The organism is Marinifilum sp. JC120 (assembly GCA_004923195.1).
GTDB lineage: Bacteria > Desulfobacterota > Desulfovibrionia > Desulfovibrionales > Desulfovibrionaceae > Maridesulfovibrio.
In genome coordinates this window covers 141,178-164,392 of the sequence record RDSB01000004.1, presented here as the reverse complement: position 1 = coordinate 164,392, position 23,215 = coordinate 141,178, and the positions used below count along the sequence as shown (strand labels likewise).

Here is a 23,215-nt window from a genome sequence, read left to right as displayed (position 1 = left end):
CGGTTTATTCGGACTTAGGTGCAACTCTGCGTTTCAGGATATAACCGACATCAGGCGAATAAGTGACAAGTTCCCAACCTTCTTTTCCATATGGAGCAAGGTTGGGTTCGTAAGGATCAAGTTTGGATTTTCCCAGAATATTAGGAATGAGAATCTTGTATTCCCATTTGGCATTGGCAAGGGCATCCAGCTTGGCCTCGATTCTGGCAAGATCATCATGCAGAACCTGCAAGGGGGCGAGCAGTTCCCCGACACTCTCGCCGGAACCGACACTGGTCTCGGTCTTGGGGGATTGAGCCAGACACGGCCCTGTCATCAGACACATCAGGACGATGGCAAACAGTCCGACAGTAAAAACAGAATCCAAAAAGTATGACTTAAGTCCACGTATACAATTCAATGCGACCTCCCTTTATGAGACTCCTAATATAGGTATAAGAGATTAAACATTTTTTGTCCACGGACATCTAAAATTAATGGACTACTTTCTTCAATTACAATAGTGCCCCGCCCCTGACACATGCAGTAGAGCCAAACAAAATCATTTCTACAACTTGACACAAGCAAGTTGGTATAGTTTTATAGTAGTGTTGTATTTTTTCAGTCTTATCACAATCCATATGAGGGGGCCGCATGAAAGAGAACGGTATTAAAACAAGCAGTATAATCTTAACCACCTGTTTTTTTGTGCTTTGCTGCATTACTAATACAGTTTGGGCCGACAGCAGCCAATACCTCTGTCAGGACTCCGGGGACAGCAGTTGCACAGGTATCACCATGGCCATAGGCCCTTGCGGCACGCAAAACTGGACCAACACGATTACCTATTCCGTTGGCAACGGAACTTCCGCCCAGGAAGTGTTTTCAGTGGACAATAAGAATGCCGGTGCAGTTACAAAATACATGAAGCAGGGTGTGCTCTGGAAAGTGGATATGGAAAACGATCATTTCAATCAAAAGCTCACCACATATATCAAAATTACCCCTTCCGGCTGGGAATATGCAAATGGGTGCAACAAAACTTCTCTTGAGCCCGGCTGCGAGGCAGCCATGCTCTTTCCCCCTCCCGGAATGAACCTCAGCCCGGGTTGCCAGATGACCAAGTATACCCCTCCCCCGCCGCCACCGCCGCCGACAGCCAAATGCAGCGACAACACCAATGCAACGACCTGGAAAAAACGCATCACCATCCATAACAACTGCATGGATAGCGCATATGTTGTGCTCACTCCGCCCACAGCCGGAGACAAGCAGCACTACTACAATGCTTACCTTTGGAACAAAACGGCAGAAAAAGCCGGAATGGAAGAAATGTATGCAAATCCCCAAAACAGAACATCTGCCCTCTTATTCCGTAAACAGATCAATTACGGGGACAGCATGGATATTCCGGTGCCTGACGGCGGTATTGCCTCTGCCAACTTCGGGGTATTGCTCGGCTGCGACACACCACCTTCCGGCGTAGGCTGGCCCGGAGATTGTGTCATCGGAGGAGTGCCGGGAATGGCAAGTTCCGGCGTGGGAACCGTTTTTGAATATTCAGCAGGGTGCGCATACACAGGAGCAGACAGAACCAAATGTACTGTCAATCCTTCTGACGGCACCTGCATGGGAGCGACAGACTACTTTGACCTGAGCATGGTTTCAGGGTTCAACGTTCCCATGTCCATGGAAATCACTGACAACGGAAACGATTGCAACTTCACAGAAATGTACGCTGTGGCGGACCTATACGACTGCCCCAAGGAGGACCTGACAACAATCGCAGGTAACTCCACTTTGTACCAGAACTCGCAACTCGCTTCCGGCATCGGCCTTCAAGTCTCAAACAACAATAGAGGCCGGGCAGGCTGCATGGCCCCGGAACAATGGCTTGAACCTCCCGGAGGGCAGGCCCCCTATAAGAACACCAAAACAACAGCGGCCAGCGGTGGGATAACCACATCCACACCCAATATTTCAGACTGGTATGCCTGTAATGTCATGAAAGCAAAGGGTGCAGACAAAGATCCGCAAACCTGCCTCACTCCTGGCTGCGGCGGCCCGCAATGCGCGGTCGGCCCACTTGGCACTCCCGGGCAGTATGACATGGTATCCCTGTCAAAGGGCAAAGGTAAACCTTACACCAACTACGTGAAATACCTGAAGGCCGTCGGTTCGGATGCCTATGCATGGCAATTCAACGATGACGCCTCTACCGCTATCTGCAAAAAGGCCGGGGCAACCATAAAAGTTACCCTCTGCCCCGGTGTTCCAGAGCAACAACCGTACAAAAAACAGAAATGGGCTTTCTCCAACAATAAGTGTCAGGTAGCCCCGGGCAGCGGATCGTACTCCACCCTCCTCGACTGCATGAAGGCGAACTTTGACTACACCTGCCAATCGGAAGAAGTGAAAAAGCTCAACGCCAAAACAGGAGTAGCTGTCACTGCCCAGCTCAACTACTGCAAACCCGTGCCCAAAGGGCAAGGCGTGCCTTACGATGTATGCACGAAGAACAACTCGCAATATTGCCAGCAGACAGGGAAGACACCGCCCAATACGAAAATAATAAAAACACCGAATAAACCTCAATAGCTTCAAACAGCGTGGTTGATGAGTGCAACATGAAGTACTTATCAACCACGCTCTTTTTGATGAACTTTATACAGAATAAGGAGTTTTTATGCACACCGGAAAACAAAGAATGACCTTGCCGTCATTGCTAGGCATCTGTTCTTTTATTGCTCTTCTTCTCATAGGAGCAGGACCTTCGCTTTCCCAAGCAGCAGAAGTGATCTCACCTGCTTTAGAAACGACTAGCCTGGTTAAAGGAAAATGCGTCGGCAATTCAACTGATTGCGTTAGCTTCTTTGTCTCACCTGCACAAAACTGCAAAAAAGTATCAAAGGTCGCAAATAAAACTTTTTACGACAATATGACTACATCGTTCAGCATGTTGAAAGAAGATGGAAAATTCAGCCCTGCGTACTCAGTAACGACCGGCCCTAAATTCGTGCATATGCTAAATGACACAACTTGGAAGGTGAACACACTCAACCAGTCATTTCCCGGATCCCCCTATACATGCATGATCAAAGTTGTTGGTGGTGATAAAGGCTGGGAATATGCTCAAGACTGTTCCCCCGGTTCCACTTCAGAAAACTGCACAGGGTGTGCGCACATGTGCGCCCCGGGCCAAAAAGACAACGCCTCCGGTTTTGTAATGATAAATTCAGGTTGCGTTGAGGGCAATCCGGCAATTGCCAGTTATGGACATGCATATCTTTTAGACTACAAGAACAACAATTTTTTATTCAGAGGACCGCACCCCACAGTGCAGAAAAATGGCAAATGGGTATTTGACCAAAAAGGGGTGTTGGCAGCTTTGAATTCAAGGTCTATGGCGCAACTAGGCAAACCTCTGCCCGATTCCTACGTTTTTGTTGATATCAGCCTGATTAACGACACTGGTGAAGGCCCCATGTTAAAAGCGGAGTACACACATTTCAACGGAACAGCCTCAAATCTTAAAGCAAACTCTTTCCAACCTGCCAAGGGCAGCGTTCCGCTTGCCGGCACCAATTCTACCGGGCAATTCCTCTGGTGGCAGATGCTTACTGAAGGCAATGGCGGCGGCCAAGCCAGTAACCTGCCAGGATTAATTACTTACATCAGCACAACCATGAACCAAAAGAATAAAATTCCTTATGTTCTTTATTTCCATTGCAGCGCAGGCGAAGACAGAACAGGCGAAGTAGCTATATCCTACCTGCTTAATAACAGAATGAAAAAAGATACTAATGCGGCCTATGTATATGGAACAACCATTTTCTCGGACCCAGCAAATAACAAACTGGGACGCACCACACCTAAAAACCCTGTCGCCACCTACTTTAAAGGAGTCCAGTGGTACTGTCAGAACTCAAGCTTAAGCTGCAATTTCACGGATACCACGACCGTCCCCGGAGAGCAGAAGGGAACCTGCTTATACCCTTGGAGCAAAGACAAAGAACAAAATTCCTGTGTCTGGGCCGGACAGAATTAACATTACACTATAAAAAACCCCGCCGTGTAATACACAGCGGGGTTTTTTCATGAATATTTTTTAAAATTCTTACCTCCATAAGTTTGGAAAAATTACTGTTCCTAGCCCCGGTTTTTGTTGCGGTGGTTATAAGTTGGAAGGTATGCTTATTTTGCACAGATACAATCTCTGACCGGCTAAGGAATTGATAATTTTGGCCCCGTAACTATCGAAGGTTTGTTGAATTATGAGTTTGTTCGACTGGCTTCCATTTGGCAGAAAGAAGAAGGAACGTATTGATCCGGAGCAAGCTAGGCAATTGCTTACGGATCGTTACAATCATTTCCGGCGGTTGATTCAAGCCAACACCAGTACGCATGAGCATATTGCTGAACTGGAAGAGGCCCTGCGCGGATTCAGTCCCTACGGCATGCACTATGTGCGTGCTCTCTGTACCCGCATATCTGTTTCAACTTTTCAGATGATCCAACATTTGAACGAGCTGAATCCTGAAGGCTATGCGAAACTCTTCACCACTTTTAACGAGATTCAGGATCGCATTGCAGTTGAAATTGAACCGATTCACTATTCAGGGGAAGGCGAATTGGTGCTGAATCTTGGCAAAGTGGGGCGGGATCAGGCTGATCTGTGCGGTCCCAAAATGGCTATGCTGGGAGAGGCCGGACGTAGTCTTAACCTCAAGATTCCTTCAGGTTTTGTCGTTTCTACAGCCTCTTTCTATAAATTCATGGCTCAAGATGGTTTGCAGGCCGAGATAGACCGTCGTATTCAGGCTACTGATTTTAAGAACCGGGAAGAAGTTTTTCAGGTTTCTTCTTCTGTCATGAGTCTTATACTGAAAGCTCCTTTGCCTGTAGAAGTTGTTCAGGCCATTTATAATGCCTATGACAAGCTCAGCGAAGAACTTGGAAATCCGGTAAATCTTGCTGTTCGTTCCAGTGCTCTTGGCGAGGACCGCGAAGGAGCTACCTTTGCCGGTCAGTACCGCTCCATACTGAATGTGGAACGCAGTTCCCTCATAGAGGCGATAAAAGAAGTTATAGCCTCCAAATACTCCCTGCAAGCCATGGCTTACCGTAATAATCGAGGGCTTCGTGACGAGGATGTCGCCATGAGCGTGGGTTGTATCAAGATGATTAACCCGGTTGCATCCGGTGTGGCCTACTCACGAAATCCGGTTAATATCCGTGACGGCAATATCACCATTTACTCAGTGTGGGGACTGCCCAAAGCGGTAGTAGATGGCTCCACCGAAACAGATGAGTATGTCGTCAGCCCTGCTCCTTTATCACAGGTTCAAGAAAAGAGGATTGCAGATAAAAAAGATAAATTCATTTGCGATGCCGGGGAGGGAGTCTGCCGGACAATTGAGCTGGACGAGTCGCGAAAGTCTCCATCCCTGACAGATGAACGGGCTGTCATGGTCGCTGATGTTGCCTCGAAAATTGAGAATCATTTCGGTACGCCGCAGGATATTGAATGGGCTGTCACCGAAAATGGCGATTTTTATCTTTTACAATGCCGTCCGCTTATGCTCATTGAAGATGGCCTTGATCATTCTGGAGAAAATCCTGATCTGCCGGTCCCTCTGATTTCAGGAGGACGAACTGCCAGTCCCGGCGTAGGAGTCGGTCCTGTTTATCCTATCCGCAAGACTGCAGATGAACTATCTTTTCCCGATGGCGGAGTCATGGTTCTCAAACAGGCCCTGCCAAGCCGAGCTGCATTATTGGACCGGTGCAGTGCGGTGATCACAGAGCAGGGAGGCATGGCAGGACATCTTGCCAATGTGGCTCGTGAATTCGGGGTTCCTGCCCTTTTCGGAATCGAGGGTGCCCTTGAAAAATTACAAGAAGGACAAATTGTAACCGTGGATGCTGACGGGCATGCGGTTTATTCCGGTCCGGTGGAATCTTTGCTTACCGAAAAACCCCGCAAACGGCTTATGAAGGGGAGCCCGGTGCAGATGGCGCTACGCAAGGCAGCAAGACACATAGTTCGTCTTAATCTTACCGATCCGGATTCTCCTGATTTTCGTCCCTCAAAGTGTAAAACCTACCACGATATCATGCGCTTCTGTCACGAAATGGCTGTTCGGGAGATGTTCGGGTTCGGTATAAGTGATGAGTATATTATGGCTGCTTCAAGGCAACTTATCTGCAATGTACCCAAGCAGTTCTGGATTCTTGATCTCGGCAATGGAGTCAGTGAGGAGGGAGACATTAATCCCAGATGTGTATTTATGGAACATGTGCGTTCCATTCCCATGCGGGCTCTCTGGGCCGGGATGCAGGCAATTCCCTGGGAGGGGCCCCCGGCAATCCATGGAAAGGGGTTAATGTCGGTCATGTTTGAAGCGACCATGAATCCCAACTTGAATATGACGTCACCTTCCCGTTATGCTCAGAAGAATTATTTCATGATTTCTGAAAATTATTGCTGTCTGCAATCCCGTTTTGGATTTCATTTCTGCTCCGTGGAGTCACTTGTTGGAGAACGTACTTCAGAAAATTATGCCAGCTTCCAGTTTAAGGGAGGGGCAGCAAACCCTGAACGCAAGATCCTTCGAGCAAGATTTATCGGCAGTATTCTTGAAGAGCTGGATTTCCGAATTCGTATTCGTGAGGACAGTCTTACAGCCCGCCTTGAAGGACTGATCCAAGAGGATATGGAGTTCCATCTCAAGGTGCTCGGCTATCTGATAACCCATACCCGGCAGTTGGATATGATTATGACTAATCCTGCAAGTGTTGAAAAATACAAACAAAAATTTTTTAACGATTTTAAGATGTTTGAGAGTGACTGATCTGGACGAGCCTCTTAAGTATCAATGAGGACCGAGAAAAACTGTTCTACTTTTAGTCTAATAATGGATTTAAAAACGCAAAACGGCGGATAGGGTCATCCGCCGTTTCGAAGTCCGATCTGGGATTGTTGATGTGATCACTGTCGGACTGTGTATGTCGATCCCAATTCTATTTTGATGGGATTCTGTTTTTACAACTGACCTTTTGGTGAGGGAATACTATGTCCGCAATTTGAGCATTTAATTGTTTTCAGCTTGTCTTCATATTTGACAATATTGATTTTACCACAGTTCTGACATTTGCGTTTGCGGTTAAATGCTGCTTGGAGAGCCGAATATATTCCCCACATGATGTTCCTTCCTAAATAAACTTACACCTTTACAGTTTTTGCTGGAGACAGCTTATAGCAAGTCATTATCAAGTATAAGTGACTGAAGAGTGACCATCCCTACTATCTCGCCCATGTGTTCAACTGGCGCGCGTTGCACATCTGTGCGGTGCAGCAGCCGGACAGCATACCGGATATCCATCTGTGCGGGAATTGTAATCACAGGCTTGGTCATGATTTCATAAACATAAATGCTTCCAGCATCACGGTCAGGAACCAGAACTTTGCCAATCAGGTCACTTACAGTGATAATGCCCCATGCATCGTCTTCATTTCTTTTGCTGACCAGAAGTTCTGAGACTTTGCTGGAGCGCATGATTTCAGCAGCTTCTTTTGCCGAAGCCATGCCGTCAACTGTCTGAACATCACCGTTCATTACATCCTGAACCCTTACAATAACAGAATCCATTTCAATTCTCCCTTAAAAATAACTGTCGCGTACTTTTTCTTTGAAGACTTCAATCTGGCTTTCCATGCCGAGTACATTTTCCACAGGCAAAACGAACGCAATACCTGTTCCCGGTTTGTGGAATTCCCCGGCAGTCTTGATGGCTTCCGTGACCGGTTTGACCAAATGTTCTTCCAGCAGGAAGAGAACAATATCTGTCTGGTCTTCAAGGGTCAGGCCGAAAAACGTCTTTGCCTCGCGCATTCCTGTTCCCCTGGCGGGAATAATTGTTGCGCCGGTAGCTCCGACTTCTTTAGCTGCATCAACAATGGCGTCAGTCTTGTCTGGCTTTACTGGAGCAAGGATAATCTTAAATTTCATTTTTCCCCCTGAGTCTACTGGTCCGGATATTATCGCGTCGCGGTTACGAAGCGGTTGTCTGTATTATTTAAGTTTCACAAAGGCTGCTTTTTTCAGCTGTCTTTGTTTTTTTAGTTTTTGCTTTTCGGGCGGCCACGAAATGCGTGTACTGAGCATATCCCATGACCGTGATAATTGGAAATAGGCTGGCGAAAGCTATAAGCCCGAATCCGTCCAGAGCAGGGTTGCGACCCGGAACCGATTCAGAAAGTCCCAGTCCTAAAGCAGCGACCAGTGGCACAGTCACCGTGGATGTTGTCACCCCGCCGGAATCATAGGCAAGGGCGATAATTTTCTTTGGTGCCAAGAAGGTCTGGATTATCACGATCACATAGCCGGCCAGTATGTATATATAGAGAGGTGTACCGGTTACAATACGGAATGCCCCGAGAGAGATTCCCACCGCAACTCCGACAGCCACAGTAATGCGCAGACCCCACTGACTGATAACTCCACCGGAAACTTCCTTGGCTTTGATGGCAACCGCCAGCAGCGATGGTTCGGCAATTGTGGTTGAAAAGCCGATCATAGCTGCAAAAAGATAAACCCAGCCGTAGGAAGTCCAGTCTGTGATAGCGTCGACCGCACCTTCTCCCGCCAGCAGTGAAGGCGCCGAGAGTTGGGTCGCCATGATCTTGCCTACTGGAAAGAGTGCTTTTTCCAGGCCGATCAGAAACATAGCCAGTCCCAGAACAACGTAAATACCACCTATTATAAGGCTGCGCAGGTTTGGAATAGACTGACGCAGAACAAACAGCTGAAAGCACGTAATCAAAATCAGTATGGGCAGAATATCTCTTATCGTGGCAAGGAATACCTGTCCGAATTCAATCAGGAATGTCATTACAGTGCTTTCCTCTCTGTAAAATTTTTATCAGGCCGCAGGGGGTTTCTCCCGCGGCCTGAATATTAAAAAACGGTCAGCCCGTACCCCATAACAAAGATCATAGGAAGGAGGGAGGCAAAAGCGATCAGTCCGAAACCATCCAACAGCGGACTGCGCCCTTTGATGATTGAAGCCAGCCCCACTCCCAGAGCCGCTACAAGGGGAACGGTGACAGTGGAGGTGGTAACCCCACCGGCGTCGTAGGCAATGCCTACAATCTCTTTGGGAGCAATGAGGGTCATCAGCATGACAACCACATAGCCTCCTATGATCAGATAATGTACAGGCCAACCGCGCAGTATCCTCAAAACACCTATGAGAATAGCCACCCCGACGGAAAAAGCCACTGACAGGCGAAGTCCTAATGCGTACCTGCTCAATGATTCTTCTCCGGGAGCGATCAGATTGCCTTGTGCGGCAATACTGGCAGCCTCTGCTGAAACGGCTATCAACGCAGGCTCTGCAACCGTTGTTGAAAATCCGAGCAGAAAGGCGAAAGTCAGCAGCCAGAATAGACTGCCCTTCCTTGCTAGGGCCCGGGCCATTTCTTCCCCGATAGGGAAGAGTCCCATCTCCAGCCCCTGTATGAAGAGCATCAGGCCGAGAACGACAAGCAGCCCGCCGAAAGCCACCTCTCCCAAGTTCGGCAGAGGCTGTCTGAGAACAACAATCTGGAAAAAAGCAATTACCAGAATTATTGGCAACAGATCCCTGAAGGAACTCCAGAATTTCTTCAATACCGCCAGAGTTATTCTGCGTGTACAAAATGCCTGTTTACTGCTGCTCATGGTATATTTGAAATCCCTATGTTTAAACCGCTTTATCTCTGCCAATGCGGCCTTGTCTTGCCGCATCCACAATTCTGTTCATCAGAATTTCGGTGTTTGCAGGCTTGAGCATGAAATCAAATGCTCCTGCGGTCATTGATGCAAGTGCACTCTTCATGTCCGTGTTTCCAGTAAGAAAAATTACTTCCACATGCGGATGTCGGGTTTTAATTATTCTCAGCACTTCAAGACCGTTCATTCCCGGCATTTTCATATCCAGAACGACCACTTGATAGTCATCAGTCTCGAGCCGATGTAACGCATCCTCTCCACAAAGGGAGGTGCTTACATCTACCGCTCGTCTGCTCAGCCTCTTGGCCAGCACTGAGGAGAAACCCTCTTCATCATCTACAAGAAGTACTCGAACACTTTTCATGACCCCTCCGTAACTATAAAATGGCATACAATGAATATGCCAAACCAGAAGGTATTTTACACATAAAGACGTTTACTCACATGGCCTTATCTTATTTATGTCTTTGATATTTAAGTATTATACTCTGAAAAGTAAGTTTATGACTGCCGTTGATTCGTTGGTGGAAAGATAAATTAAATACAGAAAAACAAGGCCAACACACTTTTATTCTGATTATCGCAATCTACACCGGGGCGTTTCACCCCGCCCGATGACAATTAGGCTCCCGGACATTTGTGAAAAACGTAACAGAGCCGGGAAGTGGGTCTAAAATGTACCAAGTGGGGCACTTTGTACCGCCGGAACAAAATGTACCAATATACATAGAGTAGCCCTATATTCATGTTTTTCATTACTGAATTCATTTTATCCCTACATTATATAAAGAAAATCCATCCCTTGCTCATAAAAGCATTACATTTCAGTCAGTTATAAGAGAAATTCTAATCACTAAGTAAAAAATCTCAAATGCCATTTGTGGCACACCGCTTGCTCAAGGGGGTTTAAGGACCACCCGTTTCAGACGGGGCGAAAACCTCAAGGTAAAGAGCAAAGTGGAAAAAGATATGCAAACTGAAAAAAGAACATCCTACGACAAGCTTTCCCGCAAGATCGTGCTGACCGTAATCACGGTTTCCATTGCACCGCTGATACTTGTGGGCGGGTTAATCTTTGATCAGTTCCGCTCCATTTATCGGGCCAAGGTTTATGCCCACCTTGCCGAAGTTGTGGATAAGCACAAAGACAACGTGAACAATTTCCTGCACGAAAAACAGGCCGAAGTACAGTTCCTGACCCGTGCATTCACATACGACCAGCTCAGCGAGCCTCAGTTCCTTGAAAAGGCACTGAAGTCAATGCAACAGCAGTACGGACGTATTTTTGTGGATCTGGGAATAATTGACAAAAACGGCAGACAGGTTGCCTACGCAGGTCCTTTCGACTTGCTTGGAGCTGATTACTCCAATGCCGACTGGTACCTCAACAGCCGTAACAAGATTTCCGGAATAAGTGATGTTTTCATGGGGCTGCGACAGTCTCCGCATTTCATCATCGCCATCAACAACCATGACGGGGAACGCGAATGGACACTGCGCGCAACTATTGATTTTTTGGCTTTCACACATCTGGTGGAGAACATCCGGATAGGAAAGACCGGATACGCATATATTCTTAATAATGAAGGTACCTTCCAGACCAGACCGCCGGCTAACAGAGACAGCAACCTGATGCTGACACCCTATGAAACTATCTCAAGTCCCAACCTAAACGAGAACGTAACTATCCAACTCTCTGAAGGTAGCGACAATGAAAAATATGTAACTGTTTCCTCTGTGCTCAAGGACGGTGATTGGAAGCTGGTTTATCAGCAAAACGCAAACGATGCCTTCTCGGCCATGATCCGCAGTGAATTTTTCACTCTGGTAATATTCCTGACCGGAGGACTCGGCATCATCATAATGGCCGTATATCTTTCAAGAAAATTGATAATAAGAATTCGAACTATAGACGAAGAAAGCGAACTGATGAACCGCCAGATGGTTGAAACCGGCAAGCTTGCTTCAATTGGAGAATTGGCCGCGGGTATTGCCCACGAAATCAACAATCCGGTGGCGATCATGATCGAAGAGGCTGGCTGGGTAAGTGATCTGCTCGAAGATGAAGGCCGTTCCATGGCCTGTTACCCGGAGATCTCCAGGGCACTTGAACAGGTACGGACACAGGGCGGACGTTGCAAAAATATAACCCACAAGTTGCTGAGTTTCGCCCGCCAGACCGACTCCAGAATTGCCGAAGTATCTCTCCCGGCACTGATTGAAGAAGTAGTAGAGATATCAATGCAGCAGGCACGTTACGCCAAGGTCGAACTTTCGCTGGATCTGGACCGCAACATGCCGCAGGTAAAAGCTTCAATTTCAGAACTTCAGCAGGTCTTTCTCAATCTGGTCAACAACGCCATTCAGGCCATGGAAAGCACTGGCGGCAAGCTAAGGATCGACTGTTACGCCGAGGATGAGATGGCTCATATCTCGATAGCAGACACAGGTCCCGGGATACCCGAGGCCTATCTTAGCAGGATTTTCGACCCCTTCTTTACTACCAAACCAGTAGGCAAAGGGAGCGGTCTGGGACTGTCCATCTGTTACGGACTAATCCACCAGATGGGCGGGGACATAGAGGTTGAAAGTGGCGTGGGCATGGGAGCCCGGTTCAATATAAGACTGCCTCTGCCCGAAACCGGCAGCGGTCAGGAACAAACCTAGGAGGATTAACCATGATTGATGCAACCATTCTCTTCGTAGACGATGAGGAAGCTTTCGTTGACGCAATGTCTAAAAGGCTGGAACGCAGAAACATGTCGGTACACAAGTCCTTTGACGGAGATACCGCTTTGCGCCTGCTGAGCGAGAATCCGGGAATTGAAGTCGTCATTCTTGATGTCAAAATGCCTGTAAAGAACGGGCTGGTAGTGTTGCGCGAAATCAAGAGAGATTATCCCAACGTGGAAGTAATCATGCTCACAGGACATGCCACCGTGGAATCAGCAATCGAAGGCATGCAGAACGGAGCTTTCGACTACCTGATGAAACCCTGCTCCATCGATGATCTGATCGAAAAAATTCGTGCAGCTGTAAAACTCTTTCATGATCACGAGGAAGAAGAGGTTAAGGCCAGAATCGACGATATAACTCATCGCATTGCTTAGTTCCGGCAATGAAGGCCCGGCAGGTGCAAGATGGAAAACGGCGACAAACAAATAAGACTGCTCATTGTGGACGATGAAGTTGGTTTTGCGGAAGTACTGCGCAAACGCATGAGCAGGCGGGGCATTCTCGTCGAGACTGCCTACCGCGGTGAAGATGCGGTGAGAATGCTCCGCGAGAAAGAAATAGACGCAGCCGTTCTTGATTTGAAACTTGAGGGAATGGATGGAATAGAAATTTTAAAAGTTTTCAGGATGCTAGACCCGAAACTGCCAGTTTTGATGCTCACTGGCCACGGCTGCGAAAAGGCCGTTGCCGAAAGCATCAGACTGGGAGCGGCGGATTATCTGTCCAAGCCGGTGGATTTCAACCTGCTACTTGAAAAAATAAAGCAGGTATGCGCCCGGAAGGAGGTTCTCAATGAACGAGATAAAGATTCTTCTGGTTGACGATGAAAAAGATTTCTCCCGTATTCTTGCCCGCAGGCTGAGTAAACGGGGGATGAATGTCAGCACGGCTTCGTGTGCAAGTGAAGCCATGGAGACACTCAGGCTTGATGAGATGGATGTTGTTCTGCTGGATGTCAAAATGCCCGGCAAGGACGGAGTCCGGCTCCTCGGAGAAATAAAACGGCTGTATCCGCAGATTGCGGTCCTGATGCTCACAGCTCACATAAACCCGGATCTGGTGATTTCCTGCCTCTCAATGGGGGCAAGTGGTTACCTGACAAAACCGGCAGATATGGACGAGCTGACGGAAAAGATAGCGAATGCGGCCCCAAGCAGGAAGACTGCTCCGGACGGCGGAAAGTAAATTGCCGCCCGGGGCGAAGGCACAACAACCAATTTTAATATGTGAGGCTAACCATGGGTTTTTTCAATCAATGGGGTAGATTTATGATGGCCGGGGCCGGTTATATGGCCCGCTGGGAAATAGACAACGCCAAGGCAATCATGGGCAGCAAAAAGCTGCGCATGCTTCTGGGGTTGATGCTCATTCCCGTTATTCTAGGCGGTATAGCTTTCGCCGATGACATTGCTCCGATTTTACCGGATCTGCTCGGCGGCAAGAAAGCATACAGCCCTGCTTTCTACAGCTTCGGAATTTTTTTAGTTTCCATTGCCATCGGCATGGGTGCCGGGCTGATCACAGGCTGTATCGGCGCGGGCGGAGGATTCATTATCGCCCCCGCTCTGATGAGTGCGGGGATCAAAGGTATTCTGGCAGTTGGAACAGACCTGTTCCATATTTTTGCCAAGGCGATCATGGGTAGTGTTATTCACCGCAAGATGGGTAATGTATCCGTATCGTTGGCAACCGTATTCCTTATCGGAGCGATTGCGGGAGCCACTGCGGGTGGTATAATCAACCGTGTCCTGTACGAAATTAACCCCGTACTTTCCGACGCATTTATTACCACTGTATATTCCCTCATGCTCGGGTTCCTCGGTTCCTACGCTATGTATGACTACCTGAAGGCACGCAAGTCCGGTTTCAGCGGTGATGCTCATGGCGGCGGCGAAGGTGCTGAGCTTGGTTCCATCTCCAAGTCATTGCAGTCCGTAAACTTCCCCCCCATGGTGAAGTTTGACCAGGACCTCACTCCCGGCGGCCGTCAGATCTCATGGATCTTCCTGGTTCTTTCCGGCGCGCTGGTAGGTCTGGCTGCAGGTATCATGGGCGTAGGCGGCGGCTTTCTGACCTTTCCCATCTTTGTATACGTACTTGGTGTTTCTTCCATGACCACTGTTGGTACTGACATCTTCCAGATTGTTTTTACCGCAGGCTTTGCATCAATCAGCCAGTACGCAATCTACGGCTTCATTTTCTACACCCTTGCTATGGGCATGCTACTCGGCTCCCTGCTGGGTATTCAGATCGGCGCACTGGTAACCAAGGTTGTTCCTGGCGTTACCATCCGCGGCTTCTACGCCATGGCTGTACTGGCCGGCTTCGTGAACCGTATTTTCGCACTTCCCGGCAAGCTTGGTGAAATGGGCTACATTCCCATCTCCCCGGCAATGGGTGACATACTAAACACTATTGGTATCTGGGCCTTCTTCGTGGTCATCGGCGGATTTTCGGTATGGGTAATCGGAACATTCCTCAAGAATATCAAGAAGCTCAAGGTAGAAGGAGCACACTAAAATGATAGTTAACAGGAAAGAATTTACCGGTGGTCTGGCCCTGCTCGTCCTCTTCTTCGCAGTGCTGGTCGTAATGTTTCAGCCCATCTTTGACGGCAAGAATTCCATGGCCTATCTGGATGCGATGTACAACTCCATCTCCAAGGATTCGGTAAACTATATCGATCCCCTGCGGGAAGAAGTGAAAGAACTCAATAACAAGGATGTAACCCTGAATCTGAAGTTCAGCTCAGAAATTCAGGCCGAACAGTCCGAAAAGCTATTCCATAAGGCCGGCGTAAAAACCAGTCTCAACGGCAGCAATCTTGAAGTAAGCGGTTCCATTGCCGCCATACTGAACAGCAGTCTGGAAGACGCGGAACTGATGTACCATAACAAGGCGGAAGAAATTCAGGCCAAATACGGTATTGAAGCTCGCAGGACCACATTCAACTGGTGGACCAGCCTCGGACTGATGGAAAAGTCCCTGAACTCTCAGGAAGAGTTTAAAATTGCCAAGGTAACATCAACCGTACTGAAAAAAGCTGTAGAAACTGCATACAATTACTATGAAATCGAGCCACTTAACATAATGGACGAGCTTGGTCTGGTCATCTTCTCACTTGTCTTCTATGTGGTATACACTTTGTGGTACGGATTCGCCATCCTATTCGTATTCGAAGGATGGGGACTCAATATAGGTCATTAGCAAGCGAAACGTACCTCCCTTAGAACTGCGGACGATCCGGCTCCCTCCAGTGCCGGATCGTCCGCACACACTTTACTCCCATCTATATTCGCCTTATTCTTGAAAATGAGGACGTAAATATGAATATTCAGGAATACTACGACACCATAATGCAGCTTAGCCACGGCATAGTGGTTACCCTTGATCTGGACGGCGGAATTATTCACGGTAATTCCCGACTGGAATCACTTACCGGATATTCCATGAAGGAACTGGCCGGAAAAGACTGGTTTGAAACGTTCATATCCGAAGACCAGCGCGCTGAAGCCAGAAAAGATATTTTTGGCAAGACTAAACAACGTGAAATTTCGAAAATTTCCGGTAACATTCGTTCCCGTGGCGGGGACAAGGTATATATTGATTGGAATTTAAAGGCATTGAGTGATTCCGACGGAAGTATCATAAGTATTCTTTGTGTCGGTCAGGATGTTACAGCTCATATGCTCAGGCAAAAAGGTCTGCTCAGGGAACGTTTTGCCCTTATTGAACGTAATAAAGAACTTAACTGTCTGTTTGAGATAAGCAAGCTCGGCGGTGATATTACGCTTGAGCTCAAGGAATCTCTTGAAAAAATAACCAAACTGTTACCTTCAGGATTTCAGAATCCCGAAAAGACCCATGTCCGGTTGCGAGTGGGGAGTCTTAGCTGGGAAACTGACGGTTTCACAAAAACTGAAAACATCCTGGTTGAACCGGTGGAATCCGGCCGGGAGATCAGGGGAAACATAACTGTGGCCGTGGAAAACGACGGTCAGCAGGGTGAAGGTGAGTCTGTATTTATAGATGATGAAAAGGATCTGCTGAGCACTGCTGCACAGCAGGTATCTATTATTGTGGCCAAGAAGGAGATCAAGTCGGCCAAGCAGGAACTTGAGCAACAGTTGCGTCAAGCGGATCGCTTGGCCAAAATCGGCCAGTTTTCTGCTGGCGTGGCTCATGAAATAAATGAGCCGCTGGCAAATATTTTAGGATACTCCCAACTTGCCTTGCAGACATCTGATCTTCCAGAGCAAGTTCGCTCTGATCTGGACAGCATCGTTGAATCTTCATTGCATGCACGTGAAATAATTAAAAAAATAATGTTCTTCAGCCGACAGTTGCCTCCGCAGTTCATCCCCACTAATCTCAATGAAACTATCGGACAGGCTCTGCGCATAACCGAGACTGCCGCCAAACGCAGCAATATTGAAATAGATTGCAAGTTTGATGAAAATCTTCCACTTGTCTCAGCTGACCCGCAGCATATCAAGCAGGTCATTGTCAATTTGGCCGCCAATGCGATTCAGGCCATGGGTGACGGGGGAAAACTGACTATAAAAACACTAAACAATAAAAGTGATGCCTATATTGTGGTGCAAGATAACGGTCCCGGCATTGCTGCAGAGGAACTGAAGCAGATTTTTAATCCTTTTTTCACCACAAAAGATGTGGACAAAGGGACCGGGCTGGGCCTTTCAGTGGTCCTTGGCATTGTAAAGGCACACAACGGGTTTATTCAGGTTCACAGTGAGCCGGGCCAAGGCACCCGTTTTGAAGTGACTTTTCCCTGCCTGCAAAACAACCAGCCAACTAAATAATTTGACGGAATATATATGAGTGAAAAGATAAGAATTCTGGCAGTTGACGATAGTAAGAGCACTCTAGAGGTACTCAAGCGTAATCTTGAGTCAAACGGATATGAAGTGCTTACCTGCCTGCGGGTGGATGAAGCTCTGCCTCTGCTTGATGAATACGATATTGATATCGTCATAACAGATTTCCGAATGCCTCAGGCCACCGGGTTGGACCTCATCAGACACGTACGTGAAAACCATCGCGATGTTGAAATAATGATGATCACCGGCTATCCGTCAATATCCGGTGCAGTTGAGGCTATCAAGGACGGGGCAGGTGAATACCTGCCCAAACCTTTTACAACTGAAGAGTTGCTCACAGCCATGGGCCGCATTGAGAAAAGAGTCAACCGCAGGCGAGCGGTCAAAGTTGTTGAGAACCCTGAAGAGAGTTATGGGATAGTCGGTAGTTCGCCTGGAATGCAGCTGATTTTCCGTCGTATCAGCAAGGCAGCCTCCACCAATGCCAATGTACTGATTTCCGGTGATTCCGGTACAGGTAAGGAGCTTGTTGCTCGTGCTATCCATTACCACAGTGACCGCAGAGCGGCTCCATTTGTACCGGTTAACTGCGCAGCAATTCCTGATTCTCTGGTGGAGAGCGAACTTTTTGGTCACGTCAAAGGTGCTTTTACCGGAGCCAAGGAAGGTCGGGCCGGTTTCTTTGAGGTTGCCAATGGTGGATCTGTTTTTCTGGACGAAATAGGGGATGCAAGCCCCAATATGCAGGCCAAGTTGTTACGCGTGCTTCAGTCAAAGGAATTCTGTAAGGTTGGTTCAAGCGTGGTTCATACTGTTGATACACGCATTCTTGCTGCAACCCACAGGAACCTGAAGCAGCTGGTGGAGGAAGGATCTTTTCGTGAAGACCTCTATTACCGTCTTAATGTGGTAGATGTTCCGGTGCCTTCATTGGCCGAACGAGGGGATGATATCCTTGTTCTGGTCAGCAATTTTCTGGTCAAATTTTCCCAGTCCATGCAACGCCCCACACTGAGCATAACAGATGAAGCTCTACAGGCTCTGCGAAACTATTCATGGCCCGGCAACGTCCGTGAGCTGGAAAACCTTATTCAAAGACTGGTTGTAATGGTGGATCACGATCCTATCGAGGTGAATGATCTGCCTACTAATATGCGTTTCAGCCTACCCGTAGACAGTCGGGTGGACCGTACACTTGCGGACGTTGAGCGTGAGCACATCAAAAATGTGCTGGCCATGACCAATAACAACAAGACCCGCGCGGCCGAGATTCTAGGCATCAACCGAAAAACTTTGCGTGAGAAACTCAAACGAACGGAAGCTTTGCAGCAGTAGCTGCATCACATTTTTATCAGAGATCAATCCAAACCACGACCGCTCCTGCCTACTCATTTATAGAGTACTCAGAAGCGGTCGTGGTTTCTTACTTTATTGTTCTCCTACAACTTTTTGTGGGAGATTTCTCTTTTATTATTCGACAGTTACAGACTTTGCCAAATTCCTGGGCTGGTCAACGTCTTTGCCGAGGTAGTCTGCGGTTTCGTAGGCGAAGAGCTGCAAGGCCGGGAGAGCGATGAATGTGTTCAGCGGCCCCCAGACTTCGGGGAGGGACCAACGGTGTTCCACATCGAGATCTACACCAGGATTGGTCAGGGCAATGATCTCGCCGCCACGGGCCTGAACTTCTACGAGGTTTGATTTAACCTTGGGAAAAAGCTCGTCATTAAGTGCCATGGCGAAAGTAGGGAACTTGGGATCGATGAGCGCGATGGGGCCATGCTTCATCTCACCGGAGGCATAGCCTTCGGCGTGGATGTAGGAAATTTCCTTAAGCTTGAGCGCACCTTCAAGGGCCAGCGGGAAGTAAAGTCCGCGACCGAGGAAGAAAAAGCTGTTAACTTCGGAATACTCACGGCTCAGTTCCTGAGCACGACTACGCATGGCGGGCAGGGCCGCTTCAAGGATTGAAGGAATATTACGCATATCCGCGGCAGCGCGGCTGTAGGTGGCAGCATCAATCACGCCTTTTTTCTTACCCCAATAGAGGGCCAGCAACAAAAGTGCGGTGAGCTGACTGCACATAGCCTTGGTGGAGGCAACGCTGATTTCCGGTCCGGCCTGAGTATACATGACGTGATCTGATTCTCTAGCCACGCTGGAACCAACCACGTTGCACAAGCCGATAATGGACAGTCCCTTCTCCTTAGCCAGCTTGATTCCGGCAAGAGTGTCGGCTGTTTCACCGGACTGGCTGATAGCAAGAGCCACGCCGCCCTTAGCAAGAAGGGGATCGCGGTAGCGGAACTCGGAGGCAATCTCCACTTCCACCGGAATCTTGGCCCACTGCTCAATGAGATACTTGCCCCACAACCCGGCATGGTAAGAGGTACCGCAGGCAATAATGTGCAGCCTTTCCGGCGGCTCCATATCCTCAACTTCGGGCAGGACAATCTCATTGTTGGCCTGATCAACACGGCCAGCAAGGCAATCAGAGATAACCTTGGGCTGCTCAAAAATTTCCTTAATCATGAAATGCTTATGTCCGCCTTTCTGCGCGGCCTGAACATCCCAATTGATGGTCTTAACTTCCTTTTCCACCGGATCAAGGGTCTCGGCATTGAACACTTCCCATGAAGAGGAAGTGATTTTGACCAGCTCGCCGTCTTCAATAAAGACAACTTCACGGGTGTAAGGCAGGAAAGCGGGAATATCGGAAGCAACAAAATTCTCCCCCACGCCCACACCCATGACCATGGGACTGGCAACACGGGCAGCGTAGACTGTGCCCGGCTCATCAATGGAAACCACAGCGATGGCGTAAGCACCCTCAACCTGTTTCAAAGCCCATGAAATGGATTCCAACATGGTGGAATTGTGTTTGCGGCCCTCGGCAATGAGGTTACAGAGCACTTCAGAGTCGGTATCGGAACGAAATTCGTAGCCTTTAGCGATCAGTTCAGTCTTGATTTCCTGATAGTTTTCGATAATCCCGTTATGGATCATGGCTATATTCTTTTCATGGTCCAGATGCGGGTGGGCGTTGCGTTCAACAGGTACGCCGTGAGTAGCCCAACGGGTATGGCCTACGCCGAAGGTGGAATTGGTTACATTTACCTTGGTCAGCTTTTCATCAAGGGCGGCAAGTTTGCCTTCGGCACGGACCAGCTCGATTTCCTTGTTCTGTATGGTGGCAACGCCCGCAGAATCATAACCGCGATATTCAAGGCGTCTCAAGCCCTCAACAATAAGGGGAACAGCGGGACGGTGCCCGGCGTATCCGATAATTCCACACATATATTATCTCCAGTTTTATTTGGATGCGCTACGCGCTTTATATTAAAATCTTTTGCCTCCGGCGGCTCTTCGAGGCCCCTGCCGGGGGCCCTAAACCCTTTGAAAAGGGTTTAGGAATCCCAAACTTTTTTAATAAGCTTCGCTGCTTTGAATTACAGAGATGATTTTAATTTAACTATTCAAAAATTTATGTACTGATTTTCTCTTGAAAACCAGCCCATTGTTCCATGAGCGCGCGCAAAGCCTTGCCGCGATGGGAACGTGCGTTCTTGGTTTCGCGGGTCATTTCCGCGGCAACGCAATCAAGTTCGGGATCAAAGAAAAGAGGATCGTAGCCGAAGCCCTGCTTTCCGGTCAGTTCAAAAGCAATACGCCCTTCCCATTCACCACGGCTCTGAATGCGGATATTATCGGGAGTAGCCGCCACCATAACACAGACAAAACGGGCAGTGCGCTCTTCTTCTGCAACACCGTCCAGTTCTTCAAGCAGCTTGGCATTATTCTTTTCGGGAGTGGCATCCTCACCGCTGTAACGGGCTGAATACACGCCGGGAGCACCCTTCAAAGCATCAACTTCAAGGCCGGAATCATCGGCAACAGCCACCAGCCCGGTCAGGTTGGCAACTGTTTGGGCCTTAATAATGGCATTTTCAAGAAAGGTCTCGCCCGGTTCGGGGATTTCCCCGATTTCAGGGAATTGATCCAGACCTTTCACTTCCAGGCCCAGATCTTTAAGAAGCTCATCAAACTCAGCAATTTTGCCCTTATTGGTGGTGGCAAGAACAACTGTTTTCAAAACAATCTCCCGTAGAAATATTATATAATTTTGAGAGTTAACTGACTAAAAACAACTAGGGAGTGCAGAGGGGCTTAGCCCTTCTGCCCGCCGGAGGCGAAATGCGACAATCAAAAGCGCGATAGCGCATCAAAATTATGCTTTGGAACTAATACGCTGTAGACGCTGTTTAGGCAACTGGAGCTTTACGCAGCAACAGGGCCACGCTGGTGCCTTTGCCCGGACGGCTGGCAAGCTCCACATCTCCGCCGAACTCTTCCATGATCTTCTTGACCATGGGCAGCCCGAGACCGTTACCGTAAACCTTGCTGGAATAGAAAGGATCAAAGACATGAGTACGGAGATCATCTGAAATTCCGGGTCCGCTATCGCGCACCTCCAGCCAGACATACTTTTCACTTATTCCGCTGGAAATTTTGAGACTGCCCCCGTCCGGCATGGCTTCCATGGAATTTTTGACCAAATTGATCAAACACTGGCGAATCTGCTCCGTCCCTCCGACACCGAGCGGATGGCAGGGATCAAGATCCATATCCACTTCAATCCCCTGCAACTGGCACCCCAGTGAAAGGAGCTGCATGGCATCGGCGGCAACCCGGTTGACGTCGATATTATTCTTTTGCACATCCCTTGAACGTACAAAACTGAGAATACTTTTAAGCAGACGGTCCAGCCGCTGGGCTTCCTCAAGGATAATCTTGATTTTCTCCTGCCCGGAAGGATCAATATTTTTGTCTTTCATCAGAGCTTTGGCAAAACCGCCCATAGCCATAAGCGGATTGCGAATCTCATGGGCAATGTAAGCTGAAAGCTCGCCCACGGTAGCCATACGTTCAGTCTGCTGCAAACGTTGCTCAATCAAGGTCCGCTCGGTGATATTCCTGCAAATGATTACCAACTGGACAACGTTGTCCTTACCATCTTCAATAATAGGATAAACGTAAAGACGATAAAAATGCATCTTGCCCTGCTCATCACTCTCAGAGAACATCTGCTCTTTATTATGGCGGGGCAAAGCCGAAACATCGATAGCACCATTCTTAAGTGGGCACAGAGATGCGAGAGAATCGAAAAATTTTAATGGATTCTTGCCTTGCAACTCAGGCAGCATCTTCCCGGTCCGCTTGGCAAAATGATTGTTGCAATCCAGAATAGTACCATCAGAACCGACAATTATTATATCTTCGGGAAACTGATCCACCACCGACTTAAACAAAGCCTGCGTTTGCATAAGATTGGCCTTGCAGGCTATCCACAAACGATCAGTTGCGTGTAGTCTAAGAAAAAACCGGGCTGCGTGAAGCTCCACAAGAGCGACATCAGACGGCAGAGAAGAACGCAATTCTGCCACCATCTCCGCTTCACCGGAAAGCTCGAAAACCATCTCTATGGATGGATGCGCGGAAAGCATGGCTCCCACATCCGCATAAAGGGGAAAATCATGACCGTCCTGAAGGGGAGTGCCGGATTCATCAATGAGAACCCCTGCTTCCAGCACTATACCTGCGGCATCACGGCTGCTTTCATGCAGCAGCAATGACAGTGCGGAAAGCGCGAATGATCGCCCCACAATCCCGATGCAATCTTTTTTTATATCAATAAAATCTTCAAGCATTCCTGCTCCGTCCCGGCCCTTGTTTTTGAAAGCAGTTTCAAGATAAACTATTTTCCTGAAAAGGGGCAATGGGGAATGACATTATTTAGCCCTTTGCACTTGGAGACGAATAGGTTAACCATTGCCGCACAAGGAATCCTGACCTAAAAATCATCCGTAAAATTTATCACAAACGGAA

At 48.2% G+C, this 23,215-nt stretch carries 20 protein-coding genes; 11 read left to right on the top strand and 9 right to left on the bottom strand.

Features of this window, described 5'->3' with window-relative positions; all coding sequences use genetic code 11:
- Positions 1–4: 4 nt before the first annotated feature.
- The gene (locus tag D0S45_06025; protein TIH18110.1) at positions 5–400 is read right to left on the bottom strand and encodes a hypothetical protein; all 396 of its coding nucleotides are present in this window, start codon (positions 398–400) and stop codon (positions 5–7) included.
- Between the two features lie 233 nt (positions 401–633).
- Here D0S45_06025 and D0S45_06020 point away from each other — a divergent pair, with 233 nt between their 5' ends.
- From D0S45_06020 to D0S45_06010, 3 genes are all read left to right on the top strand, one after another.
- Complete coding sequence (locus tag D0S45_06020) at positions 634–2,577, top strand: hypothetical protein (GenBank protein TIH18109.1); 1,944 nt, start codon at positions 634–636, stop codon at positions 2,575–2,577.
- A gap of 88 nt (positions 2,578–2,665) precedes the next feature.
- Positions 2,666–4,027: a hypothetical protein gene (locus tag D0S45_06015; GenBank protein ID TIH18108.1), complete on the top strand. Its 1,362-nt coding sequence runs from the start codon at positions 2,666–2,668 to the stop codon at positions 4,025–4,027.
- A gap of 226 nt (positions 4,028–4,253) precedes the next feature.
- The gene (locus D0S45_06010; GenBank protein TIH18107.1) at positions 4,254–6,833 is read left to right on the top strand and encodes a pyruvate, water dikinase; all 2,580 of its coding nucleotides are present in this window, start codon (positions 4,254–4,256) and stop codon (positions 6,831–6,833) included.
- A gap of 402 nt (positions 6,834–7,235) precedes the next feature.
- Here D0S45_06010 and D0S45_06005 read toward each other — a convergent pair whose 3' ends face one another.
- From D0S45_06005 to D0S45_05985, 5 genes are all read right to left on the bottom strand, one after another.
- Positions 7,236–7,631, bottom strand: coding sequence for a CBS domain-containing protein (locus D0S45_06005; GenBank protein ID TIH18106.1), 396 nt, complete (start codon positions 7,629–7,631; stop codon positions 7,236–7,238).
- Between the two features lie 12 nt (positions 7,632–7,643).
- Complete coding sequence (locus tag D0S45_06000) at positions 7,644–7,991, bottom strand: P-II family nitrogen regulator (GenBank protein ID TIH18105.1); 348 nt, start codon at positions 7,989–7,991, stop codon at positions 7,644–7,646.
- Between the two features lie 67 nt (positions 7,992–8,058).
- The gene (locus tag D0S45_05995; GenBank protein ID TIH18104.1) at positions 8,059–8,874 is read right to left on the bottom strand and encodes a DUF1538 domain-containing protein; all 816 of its coding nucleotides are present in this window, start codon (positions 8,872–8,874) and stop codon (positions 8,059–8,061) included.
- Between the two features lie 65 nt (positions 8,875–8,939).
- Positions 8,940–9,704 (bottom strand): DUF1538 domain-containing protein, encoded by a 765-nt coding sequence (locus D0S45_05990; protein ID TIH18103.1) that lies wholly within the window; start codon positions 9,702–9,704, stop codon positions 8,940–8,942.
- A 22-nt stretch (positions 9,705–9,726) separates the two neighbouring features.
- Complete coding sequence (locus D0S45_05985) at positions 9,727–10,119, bottom strand: response regulator (GenBank protein ID TIH18102.1); 393 nt, start codon at positions 10,117–10,119, stop codon at positions 9,727–9,729.
- A gap of 605 nt (positions 10,120–10,724) precedes the next feature.
- Here D0S45_05985 and D0S45_05980 point away from each other — a divergent pair.
- The 8 genes from D0S45_05980 to D0S45_05945 all read left to right on the top strand — a co-directional run bounded on the left by D0S45_05980 (position 10,725) and on the right by D0S45_05945 (position 18,667).
- Positions 10,725–12,422 carry a sensor histidine kinase gene (locus tag D0S45_05980; GenBank protein TIH18183.1) on the top strand — a complete coding sequence of 566 codons (1,698 nt, stop codon included), beginning with the start codon at positions 10,725–10,727 and terminating at the stop codon, positions 12,420–12,422.
- A gap of 11 nt (positions 12,423–12,433) precedes the next feature.
- Positions 12,434–12,865 (top strand): response regulator, encoded by a 432-nt coding sequence (locus D0S45_05975; GenBank protein TIH18101.1) that lies wholly within the window; start codon positions 12,434–12,436, stop codon positions 12,863–12,865.
- A gap of 30 nt (positions 12,866–12,895) precedes the next feature.
- Positions 12,896–13,312: a response regulator gene (locus tag D0S45_05970; protein TIH18100.1), complete on the top strand. Its 417-nt coding sequence runs from the start codon at positions 12,896–12,898 to the stop codon at positions 13,310–13,312.
- A complete protein-coding gene (locus D0S45_05965; protein ID TIH18099.1) occupies positions 13,284–13,676 on the top strand; it encodes a response regulator in 393 nt (130 codons plus the stop codon). Before D0S45_05970 ends, D0S45_05965 begins: the two co-directional genes overlap by 29 nt.
- Positions 13,677–13,729: 53 nt before the next feature.
- On the top strand, positions 13,730–15,010 hold the full coding sequence (locus tag D0S45_05960) for a sulfite exporter TauE/SafE family protein (GenBank protein ID TIH18098.1): 1,281 nt from the start codon (positions 13,730–13,732) through the stop codon (positions 15,008–15,010).
- Between the two features lies 1 nt (position 15,011).
- Positions 15,012–15,698, top strand: a complete 687-nt coding sequence (locus tag D0S45_05955) for a hypothetical protein (protein ID TIH18097.1) — start codon at positions 15,012–15,014, stop codon at positions 15,696–15,698.
- Between the two features lie 119 nt (positions 15,699–15,817).
- Positions 15,818–17,314 carry a PAS domain S-box protein gene (locus D0S45_05950; GenBank protein TIH18096.1) on the top strand — a complete coding sequence of 499 codons (1,497 nt, stop codon included), beginning with the start codon at positions 15,818–15,820 and terminating at the stop codon, positions 17,312–17,314.
- Between the two features lie 15 nt (positions 17,315–17,329).
- Positions 17,330–18,667, top strand: a complete 1,338-nt coding sequence (locus D0S45_05945) for a sigma-54-dependent Fis family transcriptional regulator (protein ID TIH18095.1) — start codon at positions 17,330–17,332, stop codon at positions 18,665–18,667.
- A gap of 135 nt (positions 18,668–18,802) precedes the next feature.
- On the opposite strand, the gene glmS is transcribed toward D0S45_05945, so the two are convergent.
- The 3 genes from glmS to D0S45_05930 all read right to left on the bottom strand — a co-directional run bounded on the left by glmS (position 18,803) and on the right by D0S45_05930 (position 23,037).
- Positions 18,803–20,626, bottom strand: coding sequence for a glutamine--fructose-6-phosphate transaminase (isomerizing) (glmS, locus tag D0S45_05940; GenBank protein ID TIH18094.1), 1,824 nt, complete (start codon positions 20,624–20,626; stop codon positions 18,803–18,805).
- 187 nt (positions 20,627–20,813) lie between these two features.
- A complete protein-coding gene (locus D0S45_05935) occupies positions 20,814–21,422 on the bottom strand; it encodes an XTP/dITP diphosphatase (protein ID TIH18093.1) in 609 nt (202 codons plus the stop codon).
- Positions 21,423–21,591: 169 nt separating this feature from the next.
- Positions 21,592–23,037 (bottom strand): PAS domain S-box protein, encoded by a 1,446-nt coding sequence (locus D0S45_05930; protein ID TIH18092.1) that lies wholly within the window; start codon positions 23,035–23,037, stop codon positions 21,592–21,594.
- Positions 23,038–23,215 lie beyond the last annotated feature (178 nt).

Excerpts from the sequence above, each read along its gene's own strand:
- D0S45_06020 (TIH18109.1), top strand. The coding sequence starts at position 634 with ATGAAAGAGAACGGTATTAAAACAAGCAGTATAATCTTAACCACCTGT.
- D0S45_06015 (TIH18108.1), top strand. The coding sequence starts at position 2,666 with ATGCACACCGGAAAACAAAGAATGACCTTGCCGTCATTGCTAGGCATC.
- D0S45_06010 (TIH18107.1), top strand. The coding sequence starts at position 4,254 with ATGAGTTTGTTCGACTGGCTTCCATTTGGCAGAAAGAAGAAGGAACGT.
- D0S45_06005 (TIH18106.1), bottom strand. The coding sequence starts at position 7,631 with ATGGATTCTGTTATTGTAAGGGTTCAGGATGTAATGAACGGTGATGTT.
- D0S45_06000 (TIH18105.1), bottom strand. The coding sequence starts at position 7,991 with ATGAAATTTAAGATTATCCTTGCTCCAGTAAAGCCAGACAAGACTGAC.
- D0S45_05995 (TIH18104.1), bottom strand. The coding sequence starts at position 8,874 with ATGACATTCCTGATTGAATTCGGACAGGTATTCCTTGCCACGATAAGA.
- D0S45_05990 (TIH18103.1), bottom strand. The coding sequence starts at position 9,704 with ATGAGCAGCAGTAAACAGGCATTTTGTACACGCAGAATAACTCTGGCG.
- D0S45_05985 (TIH18102.1), bottom strand. The coding sequence starts at position 10,119 with ATGAAAAGTGTTCGAGTACTTCTTGTAGATGATGAAGAGGGTTTCTCC.
- D0S45_05980 (TIH18183.1), top strand. The coding sequence starts at position 10,725 with ATGCAAACTGAAAAAAGAACATCCTACGACAAGCTTTCCCGCAAGATC.
- D0S45_05975 (TIH18101.1), top strand. The coding sequence starts at position 12,434 with ATGATTGATGCAACCATTCTCTTCGTAGACGATGAGGAAGCTTTCGTT.
- D0S45_05970 (TIH18100.1), top strand. The coding sequence starts at position 12,896 with ATGGAAAACGGCGACAAACAAATAAGACTGCTCATTGTGGACGATGAA.
- D0S45_05965 (TIH18099.1), top strand. The coding sequence starts at position 13,284 with ATGAACGAGATAAAGATTCTTCTGGTTGACGATGAAAAAGATTTCTCC.
- D0S45_05960 (TIH18098.1), top strand. The coding sequence starts at position 13,730 with ATGGGTTTTTTCAATCAATGGGGTAGATTTATGATGGCCGGGGCCGGT.
- D0S45_05955 (TIH18097.1), top strand. The coding sequence starts at position 15,012 with ATGATAGTTAACAGGAAAGAATTTACCGGTGGTCTGGCCCTGCTCGTC.
- D0S45_05950 (TIH18096.1), top strand. The coding sequence starts at position 15,818 with ATGAATATTCAGGAATACTACGACACCATAATGCAGCTTAGCCACGGC.
- D0S45_05945 (TIH18095.1), top strand. The coding sequence starts at position 17,330 with ATGAGTGAAAAGATAAGAATTCTGGCAGTTGACGATAGTAAGAGCACT.
- glmS (TIH18094.1), bottom strand. The coding sequence starts at position 20,626 with ATGTGTGGAATTATCGGATACGCCGGGCACCGTCCCGCTGTTCCCCTT.
- D0S45_05930 (TIH18092.1), bottom strand. The coding sequence starts at position 23,037 with ATGCTTGAAGATTTTATTGATATAAAAAAAGATTGCATCGGGATTGTG.